This is a genomic window from Zoogloea sp., assembly GCF_028689785.1.
In the GTDB taxonomy this organism is placed as follows: Bacteria; Pseudomonadota; Gammaproteobacteria; order Burkholderiales; family Rhodocyclaceae; genus Zoogloea.
In genome coordinates this window covers 1-20,194 of the sequence record NZ_JAQVCN010000076.1, presented here as the reverse complement: position 1 = coordinate 20,194, position 20,194 = coordinate 1, and the positions used below count along the sequence as shown (strand labels likewise).

Here is a 20,194-nt window from a genome sequence, read left to right as displayed (position 1 = left end):
GGAAGCTGGTGCCTGCCCTGGCCCTGGCCTTCCACCTGGCGGACGGCCACCACGGCCCGGTGGGCTTCGCCTCCACCCTGCGGGCGCTGCATTGGAGCGTGTATCTGCAGACGCACGCCCGGCGCTGTTACGGGGTGGCCCAGTCGGGCGAGGTAGATACGGCCAGGCGGATACTGGAGCGGGTGAGGAAGGGGGATCTGGCGCGGGACGGGTTTGGCACGCGGGAGATTCAGCGGGCGGGGTGGTCTGGGCTCACTGAGCCCAAGCGCGTGGTGGAAGGCCTCGGGCTGCTGGTGGATCTGGGCCACCTGGAGGAGTGGCAGGAACCGACCCGCGGCCGGGTCAAGAGCCTGTTTGTCGTGAATCCGAAGTCGTTACCTGCTGCAGCTGCGACCCATTGAGCCCGGTTGAATTCCAGGATGCCCGCCCTTTACGGCACCGACAAAACTGACAGAAGGGGCTTTTGTCGGTTTTGTCAGTACCTGTTAGGGGCGTATCGTGGAAAACGAGCGCCCTGCGCATGCCATTGCAAATCGCAGCCTGGTTGATCGCCGTCGCTCAGAAGTTCAATGAAAACGTGGCGCCGACGGGGCGTGAGCCGGGAGAGTTGGTGGGCGCTACTGTTGCCAGGCCCCGTTGCTATCCGAGGAATTTCAGTGACGACGATGCAAATCAAGAATCTTACTCAGATCATTCGGCGGGCGAATGACACGTCAGATCCGCGCAGTGTCTTCTACCAAGCTATGTTGAAGGCGCGTACGACTGAGGAGTACTTGGACGAGGTGGGGGATGTTGTCGTCGTTCCGCCCACGCACCCAAGGCCGATGAACGCAACCGTTGAACTGACGTACGCGCGGGACAGGCGAAAGTGGATCTCCGAGGTGAACGAGTCGCCGGAAGGCGATTCGGAAACGCCTGGGGGCTGTGACGCCCCTCCAGATTCCGAAAATGACGCAAGAATGCGTGCGGTACGGTCTGTCATCGCTCGTCAAGGGCAAGCCAAATTCAGGCACGCGCTCCTGCGAGCGTATGGCGGTAAGTGTGCTTTGACAGGGTGTGGGATTCAGCCCCTGCTTGAAGCCGCTCATGTCACCCCATACCTTGGGGTGCATACGAACGAACTTTCAAACGGAATTCTGCTGCGAGCGGATATTCACATTCTTTGGGATCTTGGACTCCTGGCTGTACATCCGACTGAACGAACGGTGCACCTCAATGCGACGGTATCAGTCTGTGATACCGCGCTTGCCGACCTCGAAGGAGTCACGATGCGGACTCCGGAGCCTGCTCACGACCAGCCGTCTGAGGCAAGACTGCGTAAGCAATGGGAGTTTTTCCAGAAAATGCAAAAGCCTGATGGACATATGTAGCTGGACCAAAACCCTTGTCGGCCGGTACAGGCAAGGATGCCGCCTTCCAGGTCTTTGAGGAGCTGGACGCCCTGGATCCGCAGGCGCGAGGGGCCGAGCAGGAGGCCCCGGACGGCCCTTCCTTCCTGCGCTTCGACCCGGAAGCCTTGGAGGCTTTCACCGAATGGCGCACCGGCTTTGAGGCGGAGCTGCGCACGGGGGATCTGTACCCAGCCCTTGAATCCCACCTGGCCAAGTACCGCAAGCTGGTGCCCGCCCTGGCCCTGGCCCTGGCCTTCCACCTGGCAGACGGCCACCACGGCCCGGTGGGCTTCGCCTCCACCCTGCGGGCACTGCACTGGAGCGTGTATCTGCAGACGCATGCACGGCGCGGTTAAGGGGTGGCCCAGTCGGGCGAGGTGGATACGGCCCGGCGGATACTGGAGCGGGTGAGGAAGAGGGATCTGCTGCGGGAGGGGTTTGGTACGCGGGACATTCAGCGCGCCGGATGGTCGGGAATCACCGAACCCAGGCGCGTGGTGGATGGCCTCGGGCTGCTGGTGGAACTGGGCCACATGGATGAGTGGCAGGAGCCCTCCAGGACAAAGCCCCGCACCCTGTACGTGGTCAATCCCAAGTCTGTGCCGGTGCGGCACTGAGGGGAATTTCGGCCCATGCACGCCCGGACCGCACCGACAAAACCAACATTTCCCGAATTTGTCGGTGCCCGGGTAGGGGGGCGCCGGGAGATTTCGGGGCGATCACCCGGCCCGGCCCGAGTGTCCGCACCAGGCCGGCGGGCGCCGGCTCCGCTTGCACTCGCCTCGACAAAAGCCCGTGCAACGTTGGCAATCTTGACAACAGCGGGCGCTGTTGGCAAAGTTGCCAACATGAAAGCCGAACTGATAACCCGCTTTCGGGATATAGCCGAGGATGGCTCCGGCGTTGAAATGGTGGTGTGGCGGGTGCCCGACCCGGTGCCACCATCAGAACACCGCTTCAAGTACCGGCTTGTATATCTCGAAGCCGGCCGGCGGGTAGTCGGCTTCGACAACGAACGGGGCAAGGGCGATCACAAGCACGTCGGCGACCAGGAGCAGCCCTACACGTTTGTGGATGTGGATCGGCTGATTGATGACTTCATTCAGGAGGTAGAGCGATGGAAAAGCGGACATTGACAGTCACGATCAATCCCGACTGGCGGGCGGCCCTGCGTGCGGCTGGCCGTGGCGCTTTCGCTGCCGATGGCTACCAGGGCGAAACCCTCAACTTCGAAACCCCAGCTGCGTTCTTCTCGCGTCTGACCGAAAAGCGGTGGGCCATGCTTCACGCCCTGCAGGGGGCGGGGGAACTGGCGGTAAGGGAGCTGGCCCGCCGGCTGGAACGGGACGTGAAGCGCGTCCATGAGGATGCGGGATCATTGGTGGAACTGGGACTGATCGAGCGCACCGAACGGGGCGGGCTGGTGTGCCCCTTTGACGACATTCACGTAGACATGCACTTGAAGCGGGCGGCGTAGCCGAAGCCGTGCTACCAGACCAACGCCGGGCACGCCCCGGCGTTGTGCTTTCTGTCCGCTTCGATCCCGATCCGCTGCCGGCGCTCCTGCGGGAGCTTCGGCCTTCGCCTGGCCGGTCTCCTTGCCGCTGGCCCTGCGCTGCACGAGCGGGTCGCGGTGGGCGTCCTGGGCGGCTTGCCGGTGCCGTGCCGCCAGGGTGGCCAGGGTTAGGGCGCCCGGATGGCCTGCACCTGGTCGAAGGCCTGGCGGTCGGGGTGGCCTGGCTCCGCTCAATGCACTCCGCTGCAGGCGGGGTCGACCGGTGGTGCTCCCTGTCGATGATGGCCCGCGCGTGCATACGTCTGCGCTCTTTTCGGCTGTCCCTCGATTTTCGCGTTTTGGCCAATGGCTCAAAAGGTATAGGTTTTGAGCTATTCGAAAAGAGCCCAAAATGGATAGCTCAAAATCGTTGTTTTGAGTTTTGAGCTAGATTAATATCTGAGCTGCACATTTTGAGCCAGAAAAGAGCCTGCCATGTCCTCCACCGTTGCCTATGCCCGTGTCTCGACCGATGACCAAACCTGCGAGAACCAGCGCCGCACCATTTCAGTCCGGTACGCGGTGGGGAAGTGGTTCACCGATGACGGGGTATCCGGTGCGGTAGCTGCAACCCAGCGCCCCGCCCTGGCGGCCTTGCTTGCCTATGTTCGCGAAGGTGACGTCGTGATCGTTGCGGCAATCGACCGACTCGGGCGCAACACCATTGACGTTCTGAACACGGTGGAGGCGCTGAAGACGAAGGGCGTGTCGGTGGTTTCGATGCGGGAAGGCTTCGACCTGGCGACGCCGGCCGGCAAGCTCATGCTTACCATGCTGGCCGCGGTGGCGGAGTTGGAGCGGGAAAACCTCAAGGCCCGCCAGCTCGCCGGCCTGGAGCGGGCGAAGGCCGAAGGCAAGAATCTGGGGCGGACAAAGGCGATTGATGACGCGGCCGTCTTGGCCTGGCGTACCGAGAACGCCGCAAGCATCAAGGCAACCGCGGAGCACTTCGGGATTTCAGCGGCGAGCGTCAAGCGGGCTTGCTCGAAGGGGTAGGGCGCTAAAAATATTACTTATCTGGCAGTTTTCCGCCGATTGCTGTTATTATCGCTGCCGCTCCAGACAGTAAAAGCAAGTAACCCCAAGAAAGCGGGGGTATGTCTGGGGGTAGTTAAGGTTTGCCGAAAATCGAACTCCGCGTCAGTCAAGGCGTTGCTGGAAAAGTTCGATCCTCATTCGGCCACCACGGTTTCTCCAAGGCCAGCTGCCTGCTGGCCTTTTCAATCTGCAAATCCTGCAGCACCCCGTGGAGGGGTTCCCGAGCGGTCAAAGGGATCAGACTGTAAATCTGACGGCACTGCCTTCGAAGGTTCGAATCCTTCCCCCTCCACCACCTTCTCATCACCCAAAACGACGAAACCAAGGCTGTCCTGCAGGATGTGGCCGCTGGTAAGGACAGGCCTGTGGTTGGCGTCCTTGCCCGACTCCGCGCCAACCCTGTGTTGGATGAGATGGTGGGCATTGTGGAGAGCCCGTCGAGGTTCCCGGAGCGTAGTGGCTGTCCGAAGGAGCTGGTCAGCCTTGGTGTCAAGGAATACGGCCAGACCTTCTTCAAGCCTTACCGGGTGATCTACCGTGTCTTGAAGCCGTTGCCCTCAATCAGGGTCCCAATCTTGATTGACGAAACCCCTACATCCCCCCGCCACCCCACTGATAACCTCGTCCTCATTCAACCCCACCCGAGGCCACCGTGGACAAGGACACCGCTGCACCAACCCTGCGTAGCCGCCTGATAAAGGCGGCGCTGGACTGCTTTCTCGCTGACGATTACCACAACGTCACCACCCGGCGCATTGCCGAGTGTGCGGGGGCCAATGTGTCGATGATCCGTTACTACTTCGGCAGCAAGGAGGGGCTGTACGAGGAGATGATCCGCGAGACCTTGAGCCCCTTGCTGGAGGTGCTGGACGGGCCCCTGCTGGCGTCCACCACGGGCTTCGAGGCCTTCCTGGGCCTGTACTACAGGACGATGTCCGAGCGGCCGGAGTTTCCCCGCCTGATCCTCAAGGTGCTGGCGCTCCGCCATGGGCCGGGCCGGCGCTTCATCCAGCAGTTGCTGGAGCGGGGGCGGACCCGTGGTGCGCGCAAGGTGGCGGACCTGAAGGCCCAGGGGCAGGTGGCGGCGGCGATTGATCCGGACATCCTGCGCATGAGCTTCGTGAGTCTGGCGATGACGCCCATGCTGCTCAAGGACATCTTCGAGGGGCAGATGGAGCGCCCGATGGATGCGGATTTCCTGGGGCAGCTGGCTGCCTTCAATGGCCATCTGCTGGCGGCCGGGCTGGCGCCCGCCGTTTCCGGCGCCACGGGAGAACCGGCATGAGCTTCCAGATGCATGCCGGCGCGGTGGGGCGCTTTGCCCGGGCCATGAAGTTCGGTGCCTGGCTCCAGGCTATCCCCAACAAACTCACGCCGGCGCCTTTCCGGCTGGTGCAGATGGGCTCGGCTTACTGGCAATCACGGGCGCTGTTTGTGGCGGCGCGGCTGGATGTGGCCACGCTGCTGGGGGGCGATTGCCTGCCTGCGGCCGAGCTGGCGGAACGGTTGGGGGTAGATGCGGATGGGCTCGGGCGCTTGCTGCGCTTTCTGGCAGCCATGGGGGTGTTCCAGGAGACGGCGCCCAGGGTGTTCTGCAACAACAAGCTGTCCCGTTGCCTGGACCGCCATGACCCGCAGTGCGTGCGGGCGATGATCCTGCTGCATAACTCCGAGCCCATGAGCCGCGCCTGGTTCGAGCAGCTGGAGGCCGGTGTGCGCAGCGGCACGCCGCCTTTTCAACTGGGCCATGGGGATGATCTGTTCGGCTATCTCGACCGCCATGGGGATTTCGACCAGCTCTTCTCGGAGGCCATGGACAGCGTTGAGGCGCTGGCCGGTGACGGCTTTGCCACCGACATGGACTGGGGACGCTTCAGGCACGTCATCGATGTGGGCGGGTCGCGGGGGAGCAAGGCGCTGGCCATCCTCAGGCGGCATCCGACCATGACTGCGCTGGTGGTCGATCGGCCGCAGGTGGTGGCCGAGGCGAGGCGGTACTGGGCCGGGCAGCCTGGGGAGGGCGTGGAGCGGCTTCGTTTCGAGGCGGGCGATCTGTTCGAGGGGCTGCCTGCCGCCACGGGGCCGCAGGATGTTTACCTGCTGTCGGCGGTGCTGCACGGCTTTGATGACGCGCAGTGCGTGCGCGCCCTGCGGCAGGTCCGCAGCGCCATCGGCAGCAGCGGCGCCCGCGCCGCGATCCTGGAGATGGTGCTGCCGGAAACCGGCGCCGATCTGGCCGGCGCGTCCTTCGACATGCAGATGTTCGTCGGCTGCCGGGGGCGCGAACGCAGCCTCAGCGAATGGAAAGCGCTGCTCCAGGCCGCGGGGCTGGCGCTGGAGGAGTGCGTGCGGCTGCGTTCGCTGGGCAGCATCCTGGTGCTGGGGGCGGGCTAAGGCCTGGCTCCTGATGGAATGCGCCAAGCCTTCCGCCCCCGCCCCGCCGTCTGTAGAATCCGCCCACCCTGTGTGCCGCTCATCGGTGCGCAGGGGTCGAATGCTCCGTCTCAAGGTGTTCTGCCCCTCGTTTCGAGAGGGGCAGGATTAAACGGGAAACAGGTGCGTCCAGCCGCGTGAATGCGGCGACCAAGCCTGTGCTGCCCCCGCAACGGTAAGCGGATCAGGCGGTTTCAGGCCGGCATCGCACGATGCCGGCAGCCACTGCGCCCTCGGCGTGGGAAGGCGAAACCCCAGGCCATCGGGTATCCACCCGGTGGCGCTCCGCGAGCCCGGATACCGGCCTGCGACCGACCTCGGACACTGCGGGAGGGCGGCGTCCGGGCGGTACTGTGCCCGTCGGGTTTCCGTGCCTCCCGTGTTTGCCCTTCCTGCTTATTTCATGCGGCCGGCGGGGACGTCCGGCTGCCAGCAGAGGGCTTTCCTGATGAGCAGTTCCTATCGCGCCGCGCGCCGCTCGCGTGCACCCCTTCGTCTTTCGGGTCTTGCCGCCGGTTTCCTGGCGGCGCTGCATGCCTCCGGCGCCAGCCATGCCGCCCAGGAGGAGACGGTTCTGGCGCCGGTGACGGTGTCCGCACCGGAGGAGGGTGGCCTGGGCTTGAAGCAGGCGGCCACCACCGGCTCACGCCTGCGGCTGACACCGCTGGAAACCCCGGCCAGTGTGGATGTGCTGCCCGGTGAGACGATCCGCGCCCGCGGCGATGTCAGCCTGATCGAGGCCGCAGCACGGGCCCCGGGCATCACCCAGAGCGGCACCTCGGGCGGCGGCGCACTGGCCGCGCGGGGCTTTGCGGGCAACACTTCGGTGATGCGGCTGTACGACGGCACGCGGATGTATGTGTCCGGCGGCACGGTGAGCTTTCCCTTCGACCCCTGGATGGCCGAGCGCATGGAGGTGCTGCGCGGGCCCGCGTCGGTGCTCTACGGCGAGGGGGCGATCGGTGGGGCGATCAACACTGTGCCCAAGAAGCCCCAGCGCGGGGAGATCGCCCACGAGGCGAGGGTGGCCTATGGCTCTGACGACACCTGGCGGACGGCCTATGGCAGCGGCGGGGCGGTGGACGATCACTGGTCCTACCGCTTCGATGTAAGCCGCAACCGTAGCGACGGCTATGTGGACCGCGGCGGGTCCGACTCCCTGGCCGCGGCGGCGGCCGTGCGCCTGGATGTGTCGCCGGCCTTCAACCTCACCCTCTCCCATGATTACGGCAAGCTGCAGCCCATGCGTTATTTCGGGGTGCCCCTGATCGACGGAAAGCTGGACAGCCGCCTGCGCGAGACCAACTACAACGTGGCCGATGCCCGACTGCAATTCCGCGACAACTGGACACGCCTGGATCTCGAATGGCAGGCGGCCGAGGGCGTGGTGGTGCGCAACCAGCTTTACCGGCTCAACAGCCGGCGTGACTGGCGCAATGCCGAGAGCTATCGCTACAACACCAATGGCAGCATCACGCGCAGCAGCTTCCTGCTGATCGGCTATGAGCTGGAGCAGGTCGGCAACCGCCTGGACACCACCTGGAAGGGCAGCCTCCTGGGCCTTCCCAATGAGCTGGTGCTGGGGTTTGACGTGAACCGTCTGCGTTACCACCGCGACCGCAACAATGGTGCGGCGGCCGAGACACTGGATGCGTTTGCCTTCGATCCGGGCAACTTCCCCACCAAGATGACCAATGCCGAGCTGTTCAAGACCAACACCAGCACGCTCTCGCTGTTCATGGAGGACAAGCTCAAGCTGGGGCCGCGCTGGTCGCTGGTAGGGGGCTTGCGCTGGGATCGTATCGAGGTGGATCGCACTGGCCTGCGCAATGCCTCCGGCCCGGACTTCGAAAAGACCTTCACCCACGCCAGCGGGCGCCTGGGGGCGGTGTTTGCGGTGACGCCAGAGCTGTCCCTGTACGGGCAGTACGCCACCGCCGCCGATCCGCTGACCGGGGTGGTCAACACCACGGCGCAGCAGAGCCAGTTCGACATGTCCACCGGCAAGCAGGCCGAGCTGGGCGTGAAGCAGCGCTTTGACGGTGGCCGGGGCGAGTGGTCCCTCGCCACCTACTGGCTCCGCAAGGAGAAGCTGCTGGTGCGTGACGCCGACAACGCCAGCGTGTATCAGCAGGTGGGTGCCCAGTCTTCCCGCGGGGTGGAGCTGGCCCTGGCCTATGCCGTAACCCGCAGCCTGCGTATCGACGCCAACGGCACCCTGCTCAACGCCCGCTACGACGACTTCAACGAGGTGGTGGGCTCGACCGTGGTGTCGCGCACCGGGCGCACGCCGTCCGGGGTGCCCGAGCGCGCCGCCAACCTGTGGCTGGAGTGGGACTTCATGCGGCAGTGGCAGGCCGGGCTGGGGGCTCGCTATGTGGGGCCGCGTTACGTGGATAACGGCAATGCTGCCAAGGTGAATGCCTACACGGTGGTGGATGCCACCCTGTCGTGGCAGCTGCGCCGCGACCTGCGCCTGAGCCTGTTCGGCTACAACCTGTTCGACCGCGACTACGCGCAGACCACCTACAGCGGCAACAACCAGTGGGTGCTGGGCCGGCCGCGTAGTGTGGAGGTGGCGGCCTACTTCACCTTCTGAGCATGAGGTCGATGCTTGAGCGCCTCAGCCTGCGCGGCCGGCGCGCCCTGTACCTGATCCACCGCTGGCTGGGCATCAGCGCCTGCCTGCTGTTCGTGCTGTGGTTCGTCAGCGGGCTGGTGATGATGTACGTGCGCTTTCCGGCGCTGGGCGAGATTGAGCGCCTGGCCGGCCTGCCGAAGCTCGACCTCGCCCAGGCACGCCTGGGGCCGGACCAGGCCTGGCGCGCAGCGGGCCTGCCGGGCTGGCCGGGCAGCCGGCTGTGGCTGGAGATGCTGGTGAAAGCCGATGGCGGGGCCGAACCGGTGTGGCGCACCCGTGACGCGGCCGGCCGGCCGCTCACCATCGCCGCCACCGATGGGCGCCTGATCGAGGCCGTGGACGTGGCCCGTGCCGGGGCCATTGCCCGGGCCTTTGCGGGCGGCGCTCCGGTGCGTCACCTGGAAACCCGTGAGCGCGACCAGTGGACGATGCCCAACGCCAATGCCTTCGAGGCCTTGCGGCCGCTGCACCGTTTTGCGGTGGAGGGCGGGGCCGGGCTGGAGCTGTACGTGTCGGCGCGCAATGGCGAGGTGGTGCGCGACAGCTCGCGCATCGAGCGCGGCTGGAGCTGGCTGGGCACCATCCTGCATTACTACACCTTCGCGGCGCTGCGCGAGCAGCCCATGCTGTGGCGCCAGACGGTGTTGTGGACCTCGGGGCTGGGCATCGCCGCCGCCCTCAGCGGGCTGATCGTCGGCTGGTGGCGGCTGCGCCTGCGGCGGCGCTACCGTGGCGCTGCGGTGACGCCCCATCGCGGCTGGAAGGCCTGGCACCACCTGGCCGGTGTCGCAGGTGGGGTTTTCGTGCTGAGCTGGGTCGCCAGCGGCTGGCTGTCGATGACCCCTGCCGGCCTGCTGGCCCGGCAGGGCTTTGCCCCGGCGGCGTTGGCAGCTTACGCAGCCGGGGCGAATGGCGTCTTTCCCTGGCCGGCTCCGGAGGCCGCCGCAGGGGTAGCGGAGCTGCGGGAGATCGAGGCCTGGCGCTTCGACGGCCAGGCCATGCTGATCCTGCGCGATGCCCGGGGCGAACGCCAGAGCCTGCTGGCCGCCGACGGCCGCGTGGCGGCGGTGACGCCCGAGGCCGCCGCCGCCGCAGCGCAGCGCCTGATACCCGGCGCCGGGCTCGCGGGCATGAGTCTGCTGACGGAGCCGGACCGCCACTGGTACAACCGCCGGCAGCCGCTGCAACTGCCGGTCTGGCGCGTAGAGATGAACGATGCCGCCGCCAGCTGGCTGTACGTGGACCCGGCCAACGGCCGGCTCGTGGCCAGCAGCAATCGGGATGCCCGGCTGCGGCGCTGGCTGTTCAACGCCGCCCACAGCCTGGATTTTCCGTGGCTGATCCACTACCGGCCGGCCTGGGATGGGGTGATGTGGGTGCTGTCCCTGCTGGGGCTGGTGGTATCGGTGAGCGGCGTGGTGATCGGCTGGCGGCATCTTGGGCGGCGGAGGAAGGTTGTTCCTCCGCCGCATCCAGTCCGGCGCTGACCGACTGCGCGCGGGTGGTGCTTGCTCCGCGCGATCGTGTATCGTGCCCGCAGTCCAAATCCGGAGAGCCCCCCTGTCCCTGCAGGCATCTTTGAAGCGCGATCTGCTGATCCTCTGGCTGGCGATCGCCGTCGTGTCGCTGGTTCTCGCCGCGCTGCTGCTGGTCTTGATCCGCCAGGGGGCGGGGCCGCAGATCGCCCGCGCCACCCACCAGGCGGCGGTGAGCTGCGAGGCCCTGCGGGCGGGGGCGGAGCGCATGGCGCTGGCCGACCTTGGCGCGCCATCGTCTGCTTCCCAGGCCGTACTCGACCTGGCGCTGCGCGACCGGCCCGGTACCGAAGGGGGCTTCTGGCGCGCCGACGCCGGGGTGGTGGCCTATGCCTTTCCCACCTATGACGGCACCGGCATCAAGCGTGACCCGCCCAGCGCCGAGCTCGAACGCATCGCCTCCACCGCGCAGCGCGCCCTCGACAGCGAGAGCCTGGTCAGCGATGTGCGGCCCGGCCTGCGCGAGGCGGTGGTGTTCTCGGCCTGCCCGGTGGATGCCCGGCCGCGGCGCCTGGCGGCCTGGACGCTGATGCGGGTGCCCTTGATCGGCGCCGACGTGGTCAATCCCCTGATCCTCGCGGTGAGCCTGCTGCTGTGCATGGTGGTCAGCTCCGGGGCGTGGCTGGGGCGCATGCTCGCGCGCTGGCGCCGCCAGTCGGAATCCCTGCAGCAGCAGCTGGCGCAGTCGGAGCGCCTGGCCACTCTCGGCCGGGTGTCGGCCGGCCTGGCGCACGAGATCCGCAACCCGCTGGGCACCATGCGGATGAAGGTGGAGAACGCCCTGGCCGCGCCCCCCGAGGTGCGCGAGGCGCGGGTGGCCGGCGCGCTGGAGGCGGTGCTGGAGCAGACCGGGCGGCTCGATGCGCTGGTCTCGAGCCTGCTGGCGCTCACCCAGCCCTTCCGCGTCGAACGCCAGCCGGTCGATCTGCGTACGTTTCTGGGCGAGCAGATGCAGCGGCATCTGGCAGCGGCGTCGGCGGCCGGGGTGGTGCTCAGCGTGGCGGTCGAGCCGGCCCTCGAGACCGGGAGCCCGCCGCCGGCCTGCTTCGATCCGGTGCAGATGGCGCGCGTCTTCGACAATCTGCTGCTCAACGCGCTGGCGCACACCCCCGCCGGCGGAGCCATCGAACTGGGCGCCCGGCGCAGCGCCGGCGGGCTGCTGCTGTGGGTGGCCGACGACGGCGCCGGGGTGCCGGCGGCGTTGCGCGAGACGCTGTTCGAGGCTTTTGCCACCGAGCGCACAGGCGGCTCGGGCCTCGGCCTGGCCCTGGTGCGCGAGATCGTGCAGGCCCACGGCGGCCGGGCCGGGCTCGCTCCGAGCCCGCGCGGTGCGCGCATCGAACTGGAGCTGCCATGGCCCACATCCTGATCGTCGACGACGACCCCGCCTTCTGCGACAGCCTCGCCGAGACCCTGCAAGACCTGGGGCTCAGGGCGCTGCAGGCCGGCAGCACCGAAGCCGGCCTGCGCCGGTTGCGCAGCGAGCCCGTCGACCTGGCCATCGTCGACCTGCGCATGCCCGGCGAGGACGGCCTGGCCTTCCTGCGCCGCGCGCCGGCCATCAAGGCGGTGCCCTGCATCATGCTGACCGCTTACGCCAGCGGCGGCAACACCATCGATGCCATGCGCCTGGGGGCCTTCGACCACCTCACCAAACCGGTGGCGCGGGCAAAGCTGGTGCAGACCCTGGAGCGGGCGCTGCAGAGCCTGCGCGCCCTGGCCAGCCAGCCGGCCGACGCCGCTGGCCCGGCTCAGCCCGCCGACGAGGCCGAGCTGGTGAGCGGCAGCGAGGCCATGCGCGAGGTGTTCAAGCGCATCGGCCTGGCCGCCGGCAGCGATGCCACCGTGCTGGTGCTGGGCGAGACCGGCACCGGCAAGGAGCTGGTGGCCCGCGCCCTGCACCGGGCCAGCGCCCGCGCGGCGCGCCCCTTCGTGGCGGTCAACTGCGCCGCCATTCCCCCCGAGCTGATGGAGAGCGAGCTGTTCGGCCACGTGAAGGGGGCCTTCACCGGCGCCACGGCCGACCGCAGCGGGTGCTTCCGCGAGGCCGACGGCGGCACGCTCTTCCTCGACGAGATCGGCGACATGTCGCTGCCCATGCAGGCCAAGATCCTGCGCGTGCTCCAGGAGCGCGAGATCACTCCGGTGGGGGGCGCGCGCGTGATGCCGGTGGACGTCCGCATCGTGGCCGCCACCCACCGCGACCTGCCGACGGCGGTGGCCGAGGGGCGCTTTCGTGAAGACCTGTGGTACCGCCTGCAGGTGGTGCCGCTGGTGCTGCCGCCGCTGCGCGAACGCCTCGGCGACGTGCTGCTGCTGGCCGAGCACTTCCTGCGGCAGGGCGGGGGCGCCACGCCCAGGCGGCTGAGCACGGCCGCGGCGCAGCGCCTGCTGGCCCACACCTGGCCCGGCAACGTGCGCGAGCTGCGCAACGCCATGGAACGGGCGGCCATCCTGTGCCAGGGGGCGCTGGTGGAACCCGAGCATCTCGGCCTGCCGGCGCCTCCCGCGGTGCCGGACATCGCCTGGAGCGGCACGCTGGCGCAGGCGGTGGCGAAGCTCGAACGCAGCATGATCGGCCGCGCCCTGGCCGACACCGCCGGCAATCGCGCCGAGGCGGCGCGGCGCCTGGGGCTGTCGCGGCAGCAGCTCTACCGCAAGCTGGCCGAATACGGGCTGGACTGACGCGCCGGCCCGGCCCTTTGCCGGGGGCATCCGTACCGTCCAGGTGTCCGGTCCTGTTACAGCCTGGCGTCACCCGCGCGGACACTCCCGTGCGGTGCTGTGTTTCAAGTGATTGATTTTAATGTAAGTTATTTTGGCACGGGGCTTGCGCTCTCCCTGGGGTATTCCACCCACCTCCAAGGAGAAGTCCATGACCCGCCGCATCCTTTCAGCCCTGATCGCCACCCTGATGGCTGGCGCTGCCCATGCTGTACCACCTGATATGCCGCCGAATGCCCCGTGGGGCGAACGGCCCCTGGCTCACGGCTTTGCCAACCAGGCCGTGGTGCAAGGCCAGGTCCAACGCATGCTGATCAATCCCTATGGCGAGGTGGACGGCCTGCGGCTTGCGGACGGCACACTGGTGAAGTTTCCGCCGCATCTGGCCGACGCGCTCACCGCCGTAGTCAAGCCGGGCGATGCCGTGCGCGTCATCGGCCGCCCGCAGGCGCGCGGCACCGTGCACGCCGACGCCATCGTCAACACCGCCAGCGGCCAGACGGTCTATGACCAGCCGCCACCGCTGGGCGAGGGCCGGCCGCTGCCGCCCCATCTGCGCGCCCGGCAGCTGCAGCCGCAGCAGGTCGAGGGCCGGGTCGACGCTGTGCTCACCGGCCCCCGGGGCGAGGCCAACGGCGTGATCCTGTCCGATGGCAGCATCGTGCGCTTTCCGCCCGAAAGCCTGCGTCTCTCCGTTCAGCCCGGCGCGCCGTTTGCCGCCTCGGGCCTGGGGACGCGTAACGCCATGGGCACCTCCCTCGAAGCGGTGAGCCTGGGCACCAGCCTGTCGGCGCTGCAGCCCCTCTACGACCGTACCCGCTGATCCGCCGCCGCCATGTCTCCCCAACTCCTGCCCGTCGTCCTGCTGTCGATCTCCAACGTGTTCATGACCTTCGCTTGGTATGGGCACCTCCGCTTCGAGGGGCGGCCCCTGTGGCTGGTCATCCTGGTGAGCTGGCTGATCGCCCTGGCCGAATACTGCTTTGCGGTGCCGGCCAACCGCCTGGGCCACGCGGTGTACAGCGCCGCCGAGCTCAAGACGATGCAGGAGGTCATCACCCTCTGCGTGTTTGCCGTGTTCTCGGTGGTCTATCTGGGCGAGCGGCTCACCCTCAACCACCTGGTGGGCTTCGGCTGCATCGCCCTGGGGGCGTTCTTCGTCTTCAAGGGCCCGCTGCACTGAGGGCGCGCCATGACGCCAAACCCGCTCACTTCTTCGCAGCGATGGCTCTGTGGCCTCAGCTTCTTCATTGCTGATGTCCGCGACGGGCTGGGGCCGTTTCTCGGCGTGTTCCTGATGGGGCAGGGCTGGCAGGCCGACGACATCGGCTACCTGATGGGCGCCGCCGGCATTGCCGGTATGCTCGTCACCACGCCGCTGGGTGCCTGGGTGGACGGCTCCCGCCGCAAGCGCGCGCTGCTGGCCGGCGCCACGCTGCTGCTGCTTGCCGGCAACCTCGCCCTCTGGGCGTGGCCCACGCCGGCCGTCACGGCGGCCACCCAGATCCTGGCTGCCGTGGTGGGCGCGCTTTTCGGCCCGGCCCTCATGGGGCTCACCCTGGGCCTCGTCGGCCCCCAGGGCCTGCCCCGGCAACTGGGCCGCAACGAAGCCTGGAATCATGCGGGCAACGTCACCGCCGCGGCCCTCGCCGGCCTGGCCGGCTACCGCTGGGGGCCGCCTGCGGTGTTCGTGCTCATGGTGCTGATGGGTTGCGGCGCCTTGCTGTGCCTGGCCTGCATCCGCCCCCGCGACATCGACCATGACGTGGCCCGTGGCCTGGAAGCCCGTCCGGCCGCCGGCCATCCCTCACCTCCGCCATCGGCCTGGCGTGTGCTGGCCGCCTCACGGGAGCTGCGCCTGCTGGCGGTGACGATGATGCTCTTCCACCTGGGCAACGCCGCCATGCTGCCCCTGCTCGGCCAGTCGGTCGTTGCCCGTGGCCAGGCCGACCCGAGCGCCTTTACCGCGTCCACCATCGTCGTGGCACAACTGGTGATGATCCCCGCCGCCCTGCTCGCCGGGCGGCATGCCGAGCGCCACGGCTATCGGGCCCTCGTCACCGTCGCGCTGGCCGTGCTGCCCCTGCGTGGCGCCATCGCCGCCGCCTGGGCTTCCCCCTGGGCGCTGATACCGGTGCAGGTGCTCGACGGCGTCGGCGCCGGCCTGATGGGGGTGGCATTGCCGGGCCTGGTGGCGCACATGCTGCGCGGCAGCGGCCACATCAACGCCGGCCTGGGGGCCGTGATGGCCATCCAGGGCATTGGCGCCGCCCTGAGCCCCGTCCTGGCCGGCTGGATCGCGCAGCACTTCGGCTACGCCGCGGCTTTTGCCACGCTGGGGGGCTGCGCAGCGCTGGGGGTGCTGGTGTTTCGATATGCCATGCTCCAGGCGATCAACGCGCATCGGTTCTAGGCGCAGCTCAAGGGCGTGCTCCATTCCTTGCCCCGTTGCGCGGGAGCCTTGCCTCGTCAGGCCAGGGCCGCTTCCTCGATACGCCGGTTGCCCAGCTGAAAGGCCAGGGCCGTGGCAAGTGTCAGGACGCCAAGGACAACGCTCAGGGTTGTCCTGAGGCCATGGCTGTCCGACAGCATCCCGAGCAGGGGCGAGAGCATGCCGCCAACGGACAGGGCCAGCCCGAGGGTGATGCCTGCCGCCGTGGCCGGATTGCGCGGCAGGTAGTCCTGGGCCAGGGTCACCTGGGAGGCAAAGGGCAGGAACATCGCCGTACCCAGCATGGCGGCGCACAGCATGGCCGGGAGGGGCGTGGTGGCGAGGACCAGGCCTGCCAGAGCGGGCAGCGCCAGGGTGTAGCCGATGCGGATTGTGGCGATGCGCCCCACCCGGTCGGCCAGAAAACCACCGCCCAGGGTCCCGATGGCACTGGCGGCGGTGAAGCAGGTGAGGACCAGGGCGCCCTGGGCGCTGCTGCCCTGCAGGTCGCGGCTGGTATACAGGGCGACCATGGAGAGCACCGTTACGTAGGGAATGGACCAGCCCACTATCACGGCGCTCAAGCGCAGAAAGGCCGGCCAGTCGTTCGTGGCAAGGGTGCTGGCGCGGCGCCGGGCATGGGCGAGGGCGGCTTCCGCCGCGTCGGCATGACGGGTGGTCCACCACCAGACCAGGGCCATCACCGCAGCGGGGAGCGCCAGCCACGGCGTTGCCGAAAGGGATGACCCGCCGATCACCGCCGTTGCTGCCAGCGGTGCGGCCGCCGCACCCAGCATTCCACCCACCGAGAACAGGCTCATGGCTTTCTGGGAGGCGCCGCCAGCCAGCCGGGCGGCGGTTGTCGCAGGGGGGTGATAGGCCGCAATGCCCAGCCCGCTGATGGCAATCGCCAGCCAGGTCCACAGGTAGCTCTCCGCCACGCCGGCCAGCGCGACGCCCAGCGCGGCGAGCATGAAGCCGGCCGGGATCAGCCAGTTGCGCGGGTGCTTGTCGGCGTAAAGGCCAAACAGCGGCTGAACCACGCTGGACAGCCCGGTGGCCGCCAGGATCAGGCCGCTCACCGCGGTATAGCTATAGTCGCGTTCCAGCACCATGAAGGGGAGCAGGGCGGGTATCAGGCCCTGGTAGAGATCATTGACCGAATGGGTTCCGGTCAGCAGCCCGAGGCGTTTTCGATTCATGGGTATTTCTCCGGGTTGGGGAGGCGCTATCCTAGGCGCCCGCCCTGCCTGGCTTCTCCCCCGAAAACACCCGTCGTCGTCGCGATATGGACAATGTGGAACTGGAATCGCTGCTGAAAGTCGAGTCGTCCCCGCGCCCCGTGGCGGTGTTCGCGTCGGACCTGGCCGCCGGCGCCCGCGTCGCACCGCACGTGCACCGGCGCGGGCAGCTGTTGCATGCCATCCAGGGCGTGATGATCGTGCGCGCACCGGGCGGCAGCTGGGTGGTGCCGCAGGGGCGTGCGGTGTGGGTGCCCGCCGGCGTGGAGCACGAGATCGAAGCGACTGCCGGACCAGTGGCGACACGCACGGTCTTCATCGAGCCGGGGTTCCTGCGGGGCCCCGAGCTTGCTGCATGCCGCGTTATCGGAGTGACGCCCCTGCTGCGCCAGCTCATCGTCACGGCGGTGGATGAACTGCCCCTGGACTACCCCGAAGGTGGGCGCGAGGAGAGGCTGATGAATCTCATCGCGGATGAGATCGAGAGGGCGCCAGCCCTGGGCCTGCATCTGCCGATGCCGACGGCCCCCCGTCTGGCGTCCTTGTGCCGGGCCTTCCTGGATCATCCGGCCGCCGACGCAAGCCTGGCAGACTGGGCACGGCAGGCCCACCTGACCGAGAAAACCCTGGCCCGCCAGTTCCTGAAGGAAACCGGCTTGAACATGGGAGCCTGGTGCCGCCAGGCCCGATTGCTGCTCAGCCTGCCGGCACTGGCCGCGGGGCGTTCGGTGCTGGACGTGGCGCTGAGCCACGGCTACGACAGTCCGAGTGCGTTTTCGGCCGCCTTCCGGCGCGCCTTCGGCATTTCACCGATCCAGTACATCAAGGGGGAGGCGGGGGCTGCGATGGGTGTGGTTGGTGGTTCGGGTTTCCGCGAGTGCGAGTAGGCGTTTCCGCGAAGGTCGGGGCGATTCAAGGCCGCTTCGAGCGGACCGGCCACTGGATCACCGGTGACCGCACCCAAAGCAGCCGCAACATCGGTTGGGAATTCCTGTTCGTGGCCATCGATGACCACAGCCGGATCGCCTTCACCCGGATATATGCGGATGAACGCAAGGAGAGCGCCGTGAGCTTCGTGCAGGCGGCCACCCAGTACTTCGCCGGGCTGGGCATCACCATCGAGCGCGTGATCACCGACAACGGCTCGGCATTCCGGTCCCACGCCTTCTGAGTCGCCTGCAACACCCTGGGCATCCGCCAGAAATTTACGCGTGCCTATCGGCCCCAGACCAACGACAAGGCCGAGCGATTCATCCAGTCAGCCCTGCGGGAATGGGCCTACGGACGCGCCTACCTCAACTCCGATCAGCGTCGTGCTGCGCTGCCACTCTGGAATCACTTCTACAACTGGCACCGACCCCATCATGGGATCGGCTGCCAAACCCCCAGCTCTCGCCTACCGCGGGATGGAAACAACGTCTTGACTCTTCACACCTAGTGCAGTTACGGCACCGTAGCGAGTTAGGCTGTGATGACTTCAAACACCGACTCGAAGTACGAAGGGAAAGTCTTCACCATGGCCCCTACTTCATCAGCGTACTGCCTGACGAGTGCTCGCGCTTCCGACAGAGAGTTGGCCTCTCCCCGGAACACCTTGCCGGCCACCTTCTGAGCGACAACTCGCTCGGAGAATCCCGCCTCGAAGTAAGAAATGGCGTCCTGCGACGGCAAACCATATTTCAGGCGCTTCTGCAGTAAGTCTGTGTAGCCCGCGAACTCTGCGGCCTCCTCTTCGGTGAGCGACGCTGCCTCAAACGCTGACCTCACTGCCGAGAGCACGAGTGCGAACTGGAAGCCGAATGTCTGCTCGCACAGGTCGACGACGGAATCGATAGCGAAGCGCTGCCGGCCCTTTCGGAAGGGGTAGCCGGCCTCAACAGCATCCAGATCTGTCAAGAGTTGCTTGAACGGTTTGCCGGCCAGCCATCCGCGAGCCAAATTGAGGAGCGCATCAGCGGGTTCAGTGTCCTTGAGTCTTTTCTCCGCTGAAAGCTCCGTTAGTAACGGCCAAAGCTCCTCGAACAGGACATCAGCCGAATCGACAAATCTTAGCGACGCTAGGTTTGCATCTACCCAATGGTCAATCGCCAGCGCCGCGTCGACGCCGAGGAGTGTGCGCCCGTATCGGGCCTGGGTCCCCGCATCCGGCACAATTTTCTCGATGCGTCGCGCAACCCTTTCGAACACGCCCTCCAAGAGCTCCTGTTGCGCAGACGTAGCGAGCGAGAACGCGAGCGTCTCCCGCGCCAACGTGCGTGATGTCGCTATGAACGTCTCTGAGTCAGCCTCACCTCGACTGGTCATGAGGAAGCTCTCGATGGCCTCGATGGTTTCCTTCTTGACATCCAGCTGCCGACGAAGGCCTTCCGTTGAGAATCCGAGCTTTATTGACTGCTCTGGCAGGTTCTCAATGCGTCTGTAAATCGCTTGGCGGTCGTCCACGAGCAACGTAGCAATCTGCACCGGCGTAGGGTTGTCGATGACTCGCCCGCCGCTGTCATTCCGCATCGGCTCAAGCAATGCGAGCAGCGTGCTGCCTGTAGGTTCTGCACTTTCGGGTCGCAAGAGTTCCAACGCCGAGTGCCACCGTTTTGGCTCCTCGGCGCGCTCGTCGTACAGCCGATGGTCTGTGAAGACGACCGTGCCTTCCCCATACATCCCAGCTCTTCCTGCCCGCCCCATAAGGTTGTGGAAGTCCCGCGCCTTAATCGCCTCCCGCCCCTGCATCGGCGTAGTAACCAGCAGATATCGAATAGGTAGGTTTACACCTTGCGCAAGTGTAGATGTGCATACGATGAGTCGGATGTGCCCTTCGCGCATAGCGTGCTCGATGGCCAGCCGAAGTCCGTGAGGGGTATTCCCGTGATGAGCGAATAGACCCAGTGCGGCACCCTTGGTCAAGTAGGACTCTTCTCCGAAGTTCTCTGCAAACAAGTACTTGAAACGCTGTATCTCTCCCGCATCGCAGCTCTCGGCAGGCGCGGGGAGGGAAACCTCGCGAGCGAACGTTTCCGTCACCGCGTCGCGAATAATCTTTGCCGCAGAAGCCTTCGTTCTCGCGTAAATCGCGACCCCACCATTAGCAGGCCGATGCAAAACGCCGAAAAGCCGCGCCAGCCGGTCCCCTCGCTATTCGATTTCTCATGACTTCCCTCCCGGAATTGGCTTCCCAATCCCGTTTTGATGCCCATCAAATGGGCCGGGG

Annotated in this window: 22 protein-coding genes, 1 tRNA gene and 1 riboswitch; of the genes, 20 read left to right on the top strand and 3 right to left on the bottom strand. The window is 67.0% G+C overall.

The window, feature by feature from the left end:
• The 17 genes from PHI64_RS21095 to PHI64_RS21020 form a co-directional block, all read left to right on the top strand.
• Positions 1-401, top strand: a 401-nt coding sequence (locus PHI64_RS21095) for a hypothetical protein (protein ID WP_299887537.1), incomplete at its 5' end; no start/stop codon positions are given.
• Positions 402-569: 168 nt separating this feature from the next.
• Positions 570-1,370, top strand: coding sequence for an HNH endonuclease (locus tag PHI64_RS23670; protein ID WP_366945242.1), 801 nt, complete (start codon positions 570-572; stop codon positions 1,368-1,370).
• A gap of 14 nt (positions 1,371-1,384) precedes the next feature.
• A complete protein-coding gene (locus tag PHI64_RS21090; protein ID WP_299887535.1) occupies positions 1,385-1,747 on the top strand; it encodes a DUF3987 domain-containing protein in 363 nt (120 codons plus the stop codon).
• 3 nt (positions 1,748-1,750) lie between these two features.
• Positions 1,751-2,008, top strand: a complete 258-nt coding sequence (locus PHI64_RS21085; RefSeq protein WP_299887532.1) for a hypothetical protein — start codon at positions 1,751-1,753, stop codon at positions 2,006-2,008.
• Between the two features lie 231 nt (positions 2,009-2,239).
• Positions 2,240-2,527: a DUF6516 family protein gene (locus tag PHI64_RS21080; protein WP_299887529.1), complete on the top strand. Its 288-nt coding sequence runs from the start codon at positions 2,240-2,242 to the stop codon at positions 2,525-2,527.
• Complete coding sequence (locus PHI64_RS21075; protein WP_299887526.1) at positions 2,524-2,868, top strand: hypothetical protein; 345 nt, start codon at positions 2,524-2,526, stop codon at positions 2,866-2,868. The genes PHI64_RS21080 and PHI64_RS21075 overlap by 4 nt, the downstream gene beginning before the upstream one ends.
• A gap of 513 nt (positions 2,869-3,381) precedes the next feature.
• Positions 3,382-3,942, top strand: coding sequence for a recombinase family protein (locus PHI64_RS21070; protein WP_299887523.1), 561 nt, complete (start codon positions 3,382-3,384; stop codon positions 3,940-3,942).
• Between the two features lie 252 nt (positions 3,943-4,194).
• Positions 4,195-4,279, top strand: a tRNA-Tyr gene (locus PHI64_RS21065).
• A gap of 357 nt (positions 4,280-4,636) precedes the next feature.
• Complete coding sequence (locus PHI64_RS21060; RefSeq protein WP_299887520.1) at positions 4,637-5,269, top strand: TetR/AcrR family transcriptional regulator; 633 nt, start codon at positions 4,637-4,639, stop codon at positions 5,267-5,269.
• On the top strand, positions 5,266-6,378 hold the full coding sequence (locus PHI64_RS21055) for a methyltransferase (RefSeq protein WP_299887517.1): 1,113 nt from the start codon (positions 5,266-5,268) through the stop codon (positions 6,376-6,378). The genes PHI64_RS21060 and PHI64_RS21055 overlap by 4 nt, the downstream gene beginning before the upstream one ends.
• A 96-nt stretch (positions 6,379-6,474) precedes the next feature.
• A riboswitch (cobalamin riboswitch) is annotated at positions 6,475-6,741 on the top strand.
• A 124-nt stretch (positions 6,742-6,865) separates the two neighbouring features.
• On the top strand, positions 6,866-9,016 hold the full coding sequence (locus PHI64_RS21050; RefSeq protein ID WP_299887514.1) for a TonB-dependent receptor: 2,151 nt from the start codon (positions 6,866-6,868) through the stop codon (positions 9,014-9,016).
• Between the two features lie 11 nt (positions 9,017-9,027).
• Complete coding sequence (locus tag PHI64_RS21045; protein ID WP_299887511.1) at positions 9,028-10,545, top strand: PepSY domain-containing protein; 1,518 nt, start codon at positions 9,028-9,030, stop codon at positions 10,543-10,545.
• Positions 10,546-10,588: 43 nt separating this feature from the next.
• Positions 10,589-11,962 carry an ATP-binding protein gene (locus PHI64_RS21040; protein ID WP_299887508.1) on the top strand — a complete coding sequence of 458 codons (1,374 nt, stop codon included), beginning with the start codon at positions 10,589-10,591 and terminating at the stop codon, positions 11,960-11,962.
• Positions 11,947-13,278 (top strand): sigma-54 dependent transcriptional regulator, encoded by a 1,332-nt coding sequence (locus tag PHI64_RS21035; RefSeq protein WP_299887506.1) that lies wholly within the window; start codon positions 11,947-11,949, stop codon positions 13,276-13,278. The genes PHI64_RS21040 and PHI64_RS21035 overlap by 16 nt, the downstream gene beginning before the upstream one ends.
• A gap of 190 nt (positions 13,279-13,468) precedes the next feature.
• Positions 13,469-14,140, top strand: a complete 672-nt coding sequence (locus PHI64_RS21030) for a hypothetical protein (RefSeq protein WP_299887503.1) — start codon at positions 13,469-13,471, stop codon at positions 14,138-14,140.
• 12 nt (positions 14,141-14,152) lie between these two features.
• Entirely contained in the window at positions 14,153-14,500 is a 348-nt protein-coding gene (locus tag PHI64_RS21025) for a DMT family protein (protein WP_299887500.1), read from the top strand.
• A gap of 9 nt (positions 14,501-14,509) precedes the next feature.
• A complete protein-coding gene (locus PHI64_RS21020; protein WP_299887497.1) occupies positions 14,510-15,730 on the top strand; it encodes an MFS transporter in 1,221 nt (406 codons plus the stop codon).
• 56 nt (positions 15,731-15,786) lie between these two features.
• Here PHI64_RS21020 and PHI64_RS21015 read toward each other — a convergent pair whose 3' ends face one another.
• On the bottom strand, positions 15,787-16,950 hold the full coding sequence (locus tag PHI64_RS21015) for an MFS transporter (RefSeq protein ID WP_299887495.1): 1,164 nt from the start codon (positions 16,948-16,950) through the stop codon (positions 15,787-15,789).
• A 95-nt stretch (positions 16,951-17,045) separates the two neighbouring features.
• Between PHI64_RS21015 and PHI64_RS21010 the strand changes: the two genes are divergently transcribed.
• Genes PHI64_RS21010 through PHI64_RS23665 form a run of 3 tightly spaced genes read left to right on the top strand, consistent with a single transcriptional unit; the run spans position 17,046 to position 18,427 of the window.
• The gene (locus PHI64_RS21010) at positions 17,046-17,876 is read left to right on the top strand and encodes a helix-turn-helix transcriptional regulator (protein WP_299887492.1); all 831 of its coding nucleotides are present in this window, start codon (positions 17,046-17,048) and stop codon (positions 17,874-17,876) included.
• Entirely contained in the window at positions 17,867-18,160 is a 294-nt protein-coding gene (locus PHI64_RS21005; protein ID WP_299887489.1) for a DDE-type integrase/transposase/recombinase, read from the top strand. Before PHI64_RS21010 ends, PHI64_RS21005 begins: the two co-directional genes overlap by 10 nt.
• 15 nt (positions 18,161-18,175) lie before the next feature.
• The gene (locus PHI64_RS23665; protein WP_366945243.1) at positions 18,176-18,427 is read left to right on the top strand and encodes an integrase core domain-containing protein; all 252 of its coding nucleotides are present in this window, start codon (positions 18,176-18,178) and stop codon (positions 18,425-18,427) included.
• Between the two features lie 23 nt (positions 18,428-18,450).
• Here the strand turns inward: PHI64_RS23665 and PHI64_RS21000 are convergent, their stop codons facing one another.
• Together PHI64_RS21000 and PHI64_RS20995 are read right to left on the bottom strand one after the other, a co-directional pair.
• Complete coding sequence (locus PHI64_RS21000) at positions 18,451-19,890, bottom strand: helicase-related protein (RefSeq protein WP_299887486.1); 1,440 nt, start codon at positions 19,888-19,890, stop codon at positions 18,451-18,453.
• A 113-nt stretch (positions 19,891-20,003) separates the two neighbouring features.
• Positions 20,004-20,194, bottom strand: a 191-nt coding sequence (locus PHI64_RS20995; RefSeq protein ID WP_299887483.1) for a hypothetical protein, incomplete at its 5' end; no start/stop codon positions are given.

Bases quoted from the DNA above. Each gene is read 5' to 3' on its own strand.
- PHI64_RS21070 (WP_299887523.1), top strand. From the start codon at position 3,382: ATGTCCTCCACCGTTGCCTATGCCCGTGTCTCGACCGATGACCAAACC.
- PHI64_RS21035 (WP_299887506.1), top strand. From the start codon at position 11,947: ATGGCCCACATCCTGATCGTCGACGACGACCCCGCCTTCTGCGACAGC.
- PHI64_RS21050 (WP_299887514.1), top strand. From the start codon at position 6,866: ATGAGCAGTTCCTATCGCGCCGCGCGCCGCTCGCGTGCACCCCTTCGT.
- PHI64_RS21015 (WP_299887495.1), bottom strand. From the start codon at position 16,950: ATGAATCGAAAACGCCTCGGGCTGCTGACCGGAACCCATTCGGTCAAT.
- PHI64_RS21025 (WP_299887500.1), top strand. From the start codon at position 14,153: ATGTCTCCCCAACTCCTGCCCGTCGTCCTGCTGTCGATCTCCAACGTG.
- PHI64_RS21030 (WP_299887503.1), top strand. From the start codon at position 13,469: ATGACCCGCCGCATCCTTTCAGCCCTGATCGCCACCCTGATGGCTGGC.
- PHI64_RS21055 (WP_299887517.1), top strand. From the start codon at position 5,266: ATGAGCTTCCAGATGCATGCCGGCGCGGTGGGGCGCTTTGCCCGGGCC.
- PHI64_RS21020 (WP_299887497.1), top strand. From the start codon at position 14,510: ATGACGCCAAACCCGCTCACTTCTTCGCAGCGATGGCTCTGTGGCCTC.
- PHI64_RS23670 (WP_366945242.1), top strand. From the start codon at position 570: ATGAAAACGTGGCGCCGACGGGGCGTGAGCCGGGAGAGTTGGTGGGCG.
- PHI64_RS21080 (WP_299887529.1), top strand. From the start codon at position 2,240: ATGAAAGCCGAACTGATAACCCGCTTTCGGGATATAGCCGAGGATGGC.
- PHI64_RS21045 (WP_299887511.1), top strand. From the start codon at position 9,028: ATGCTTGAGCGCCTCAGCCTGCGCGGCCGGCGCGCCCTGTACCTGATC.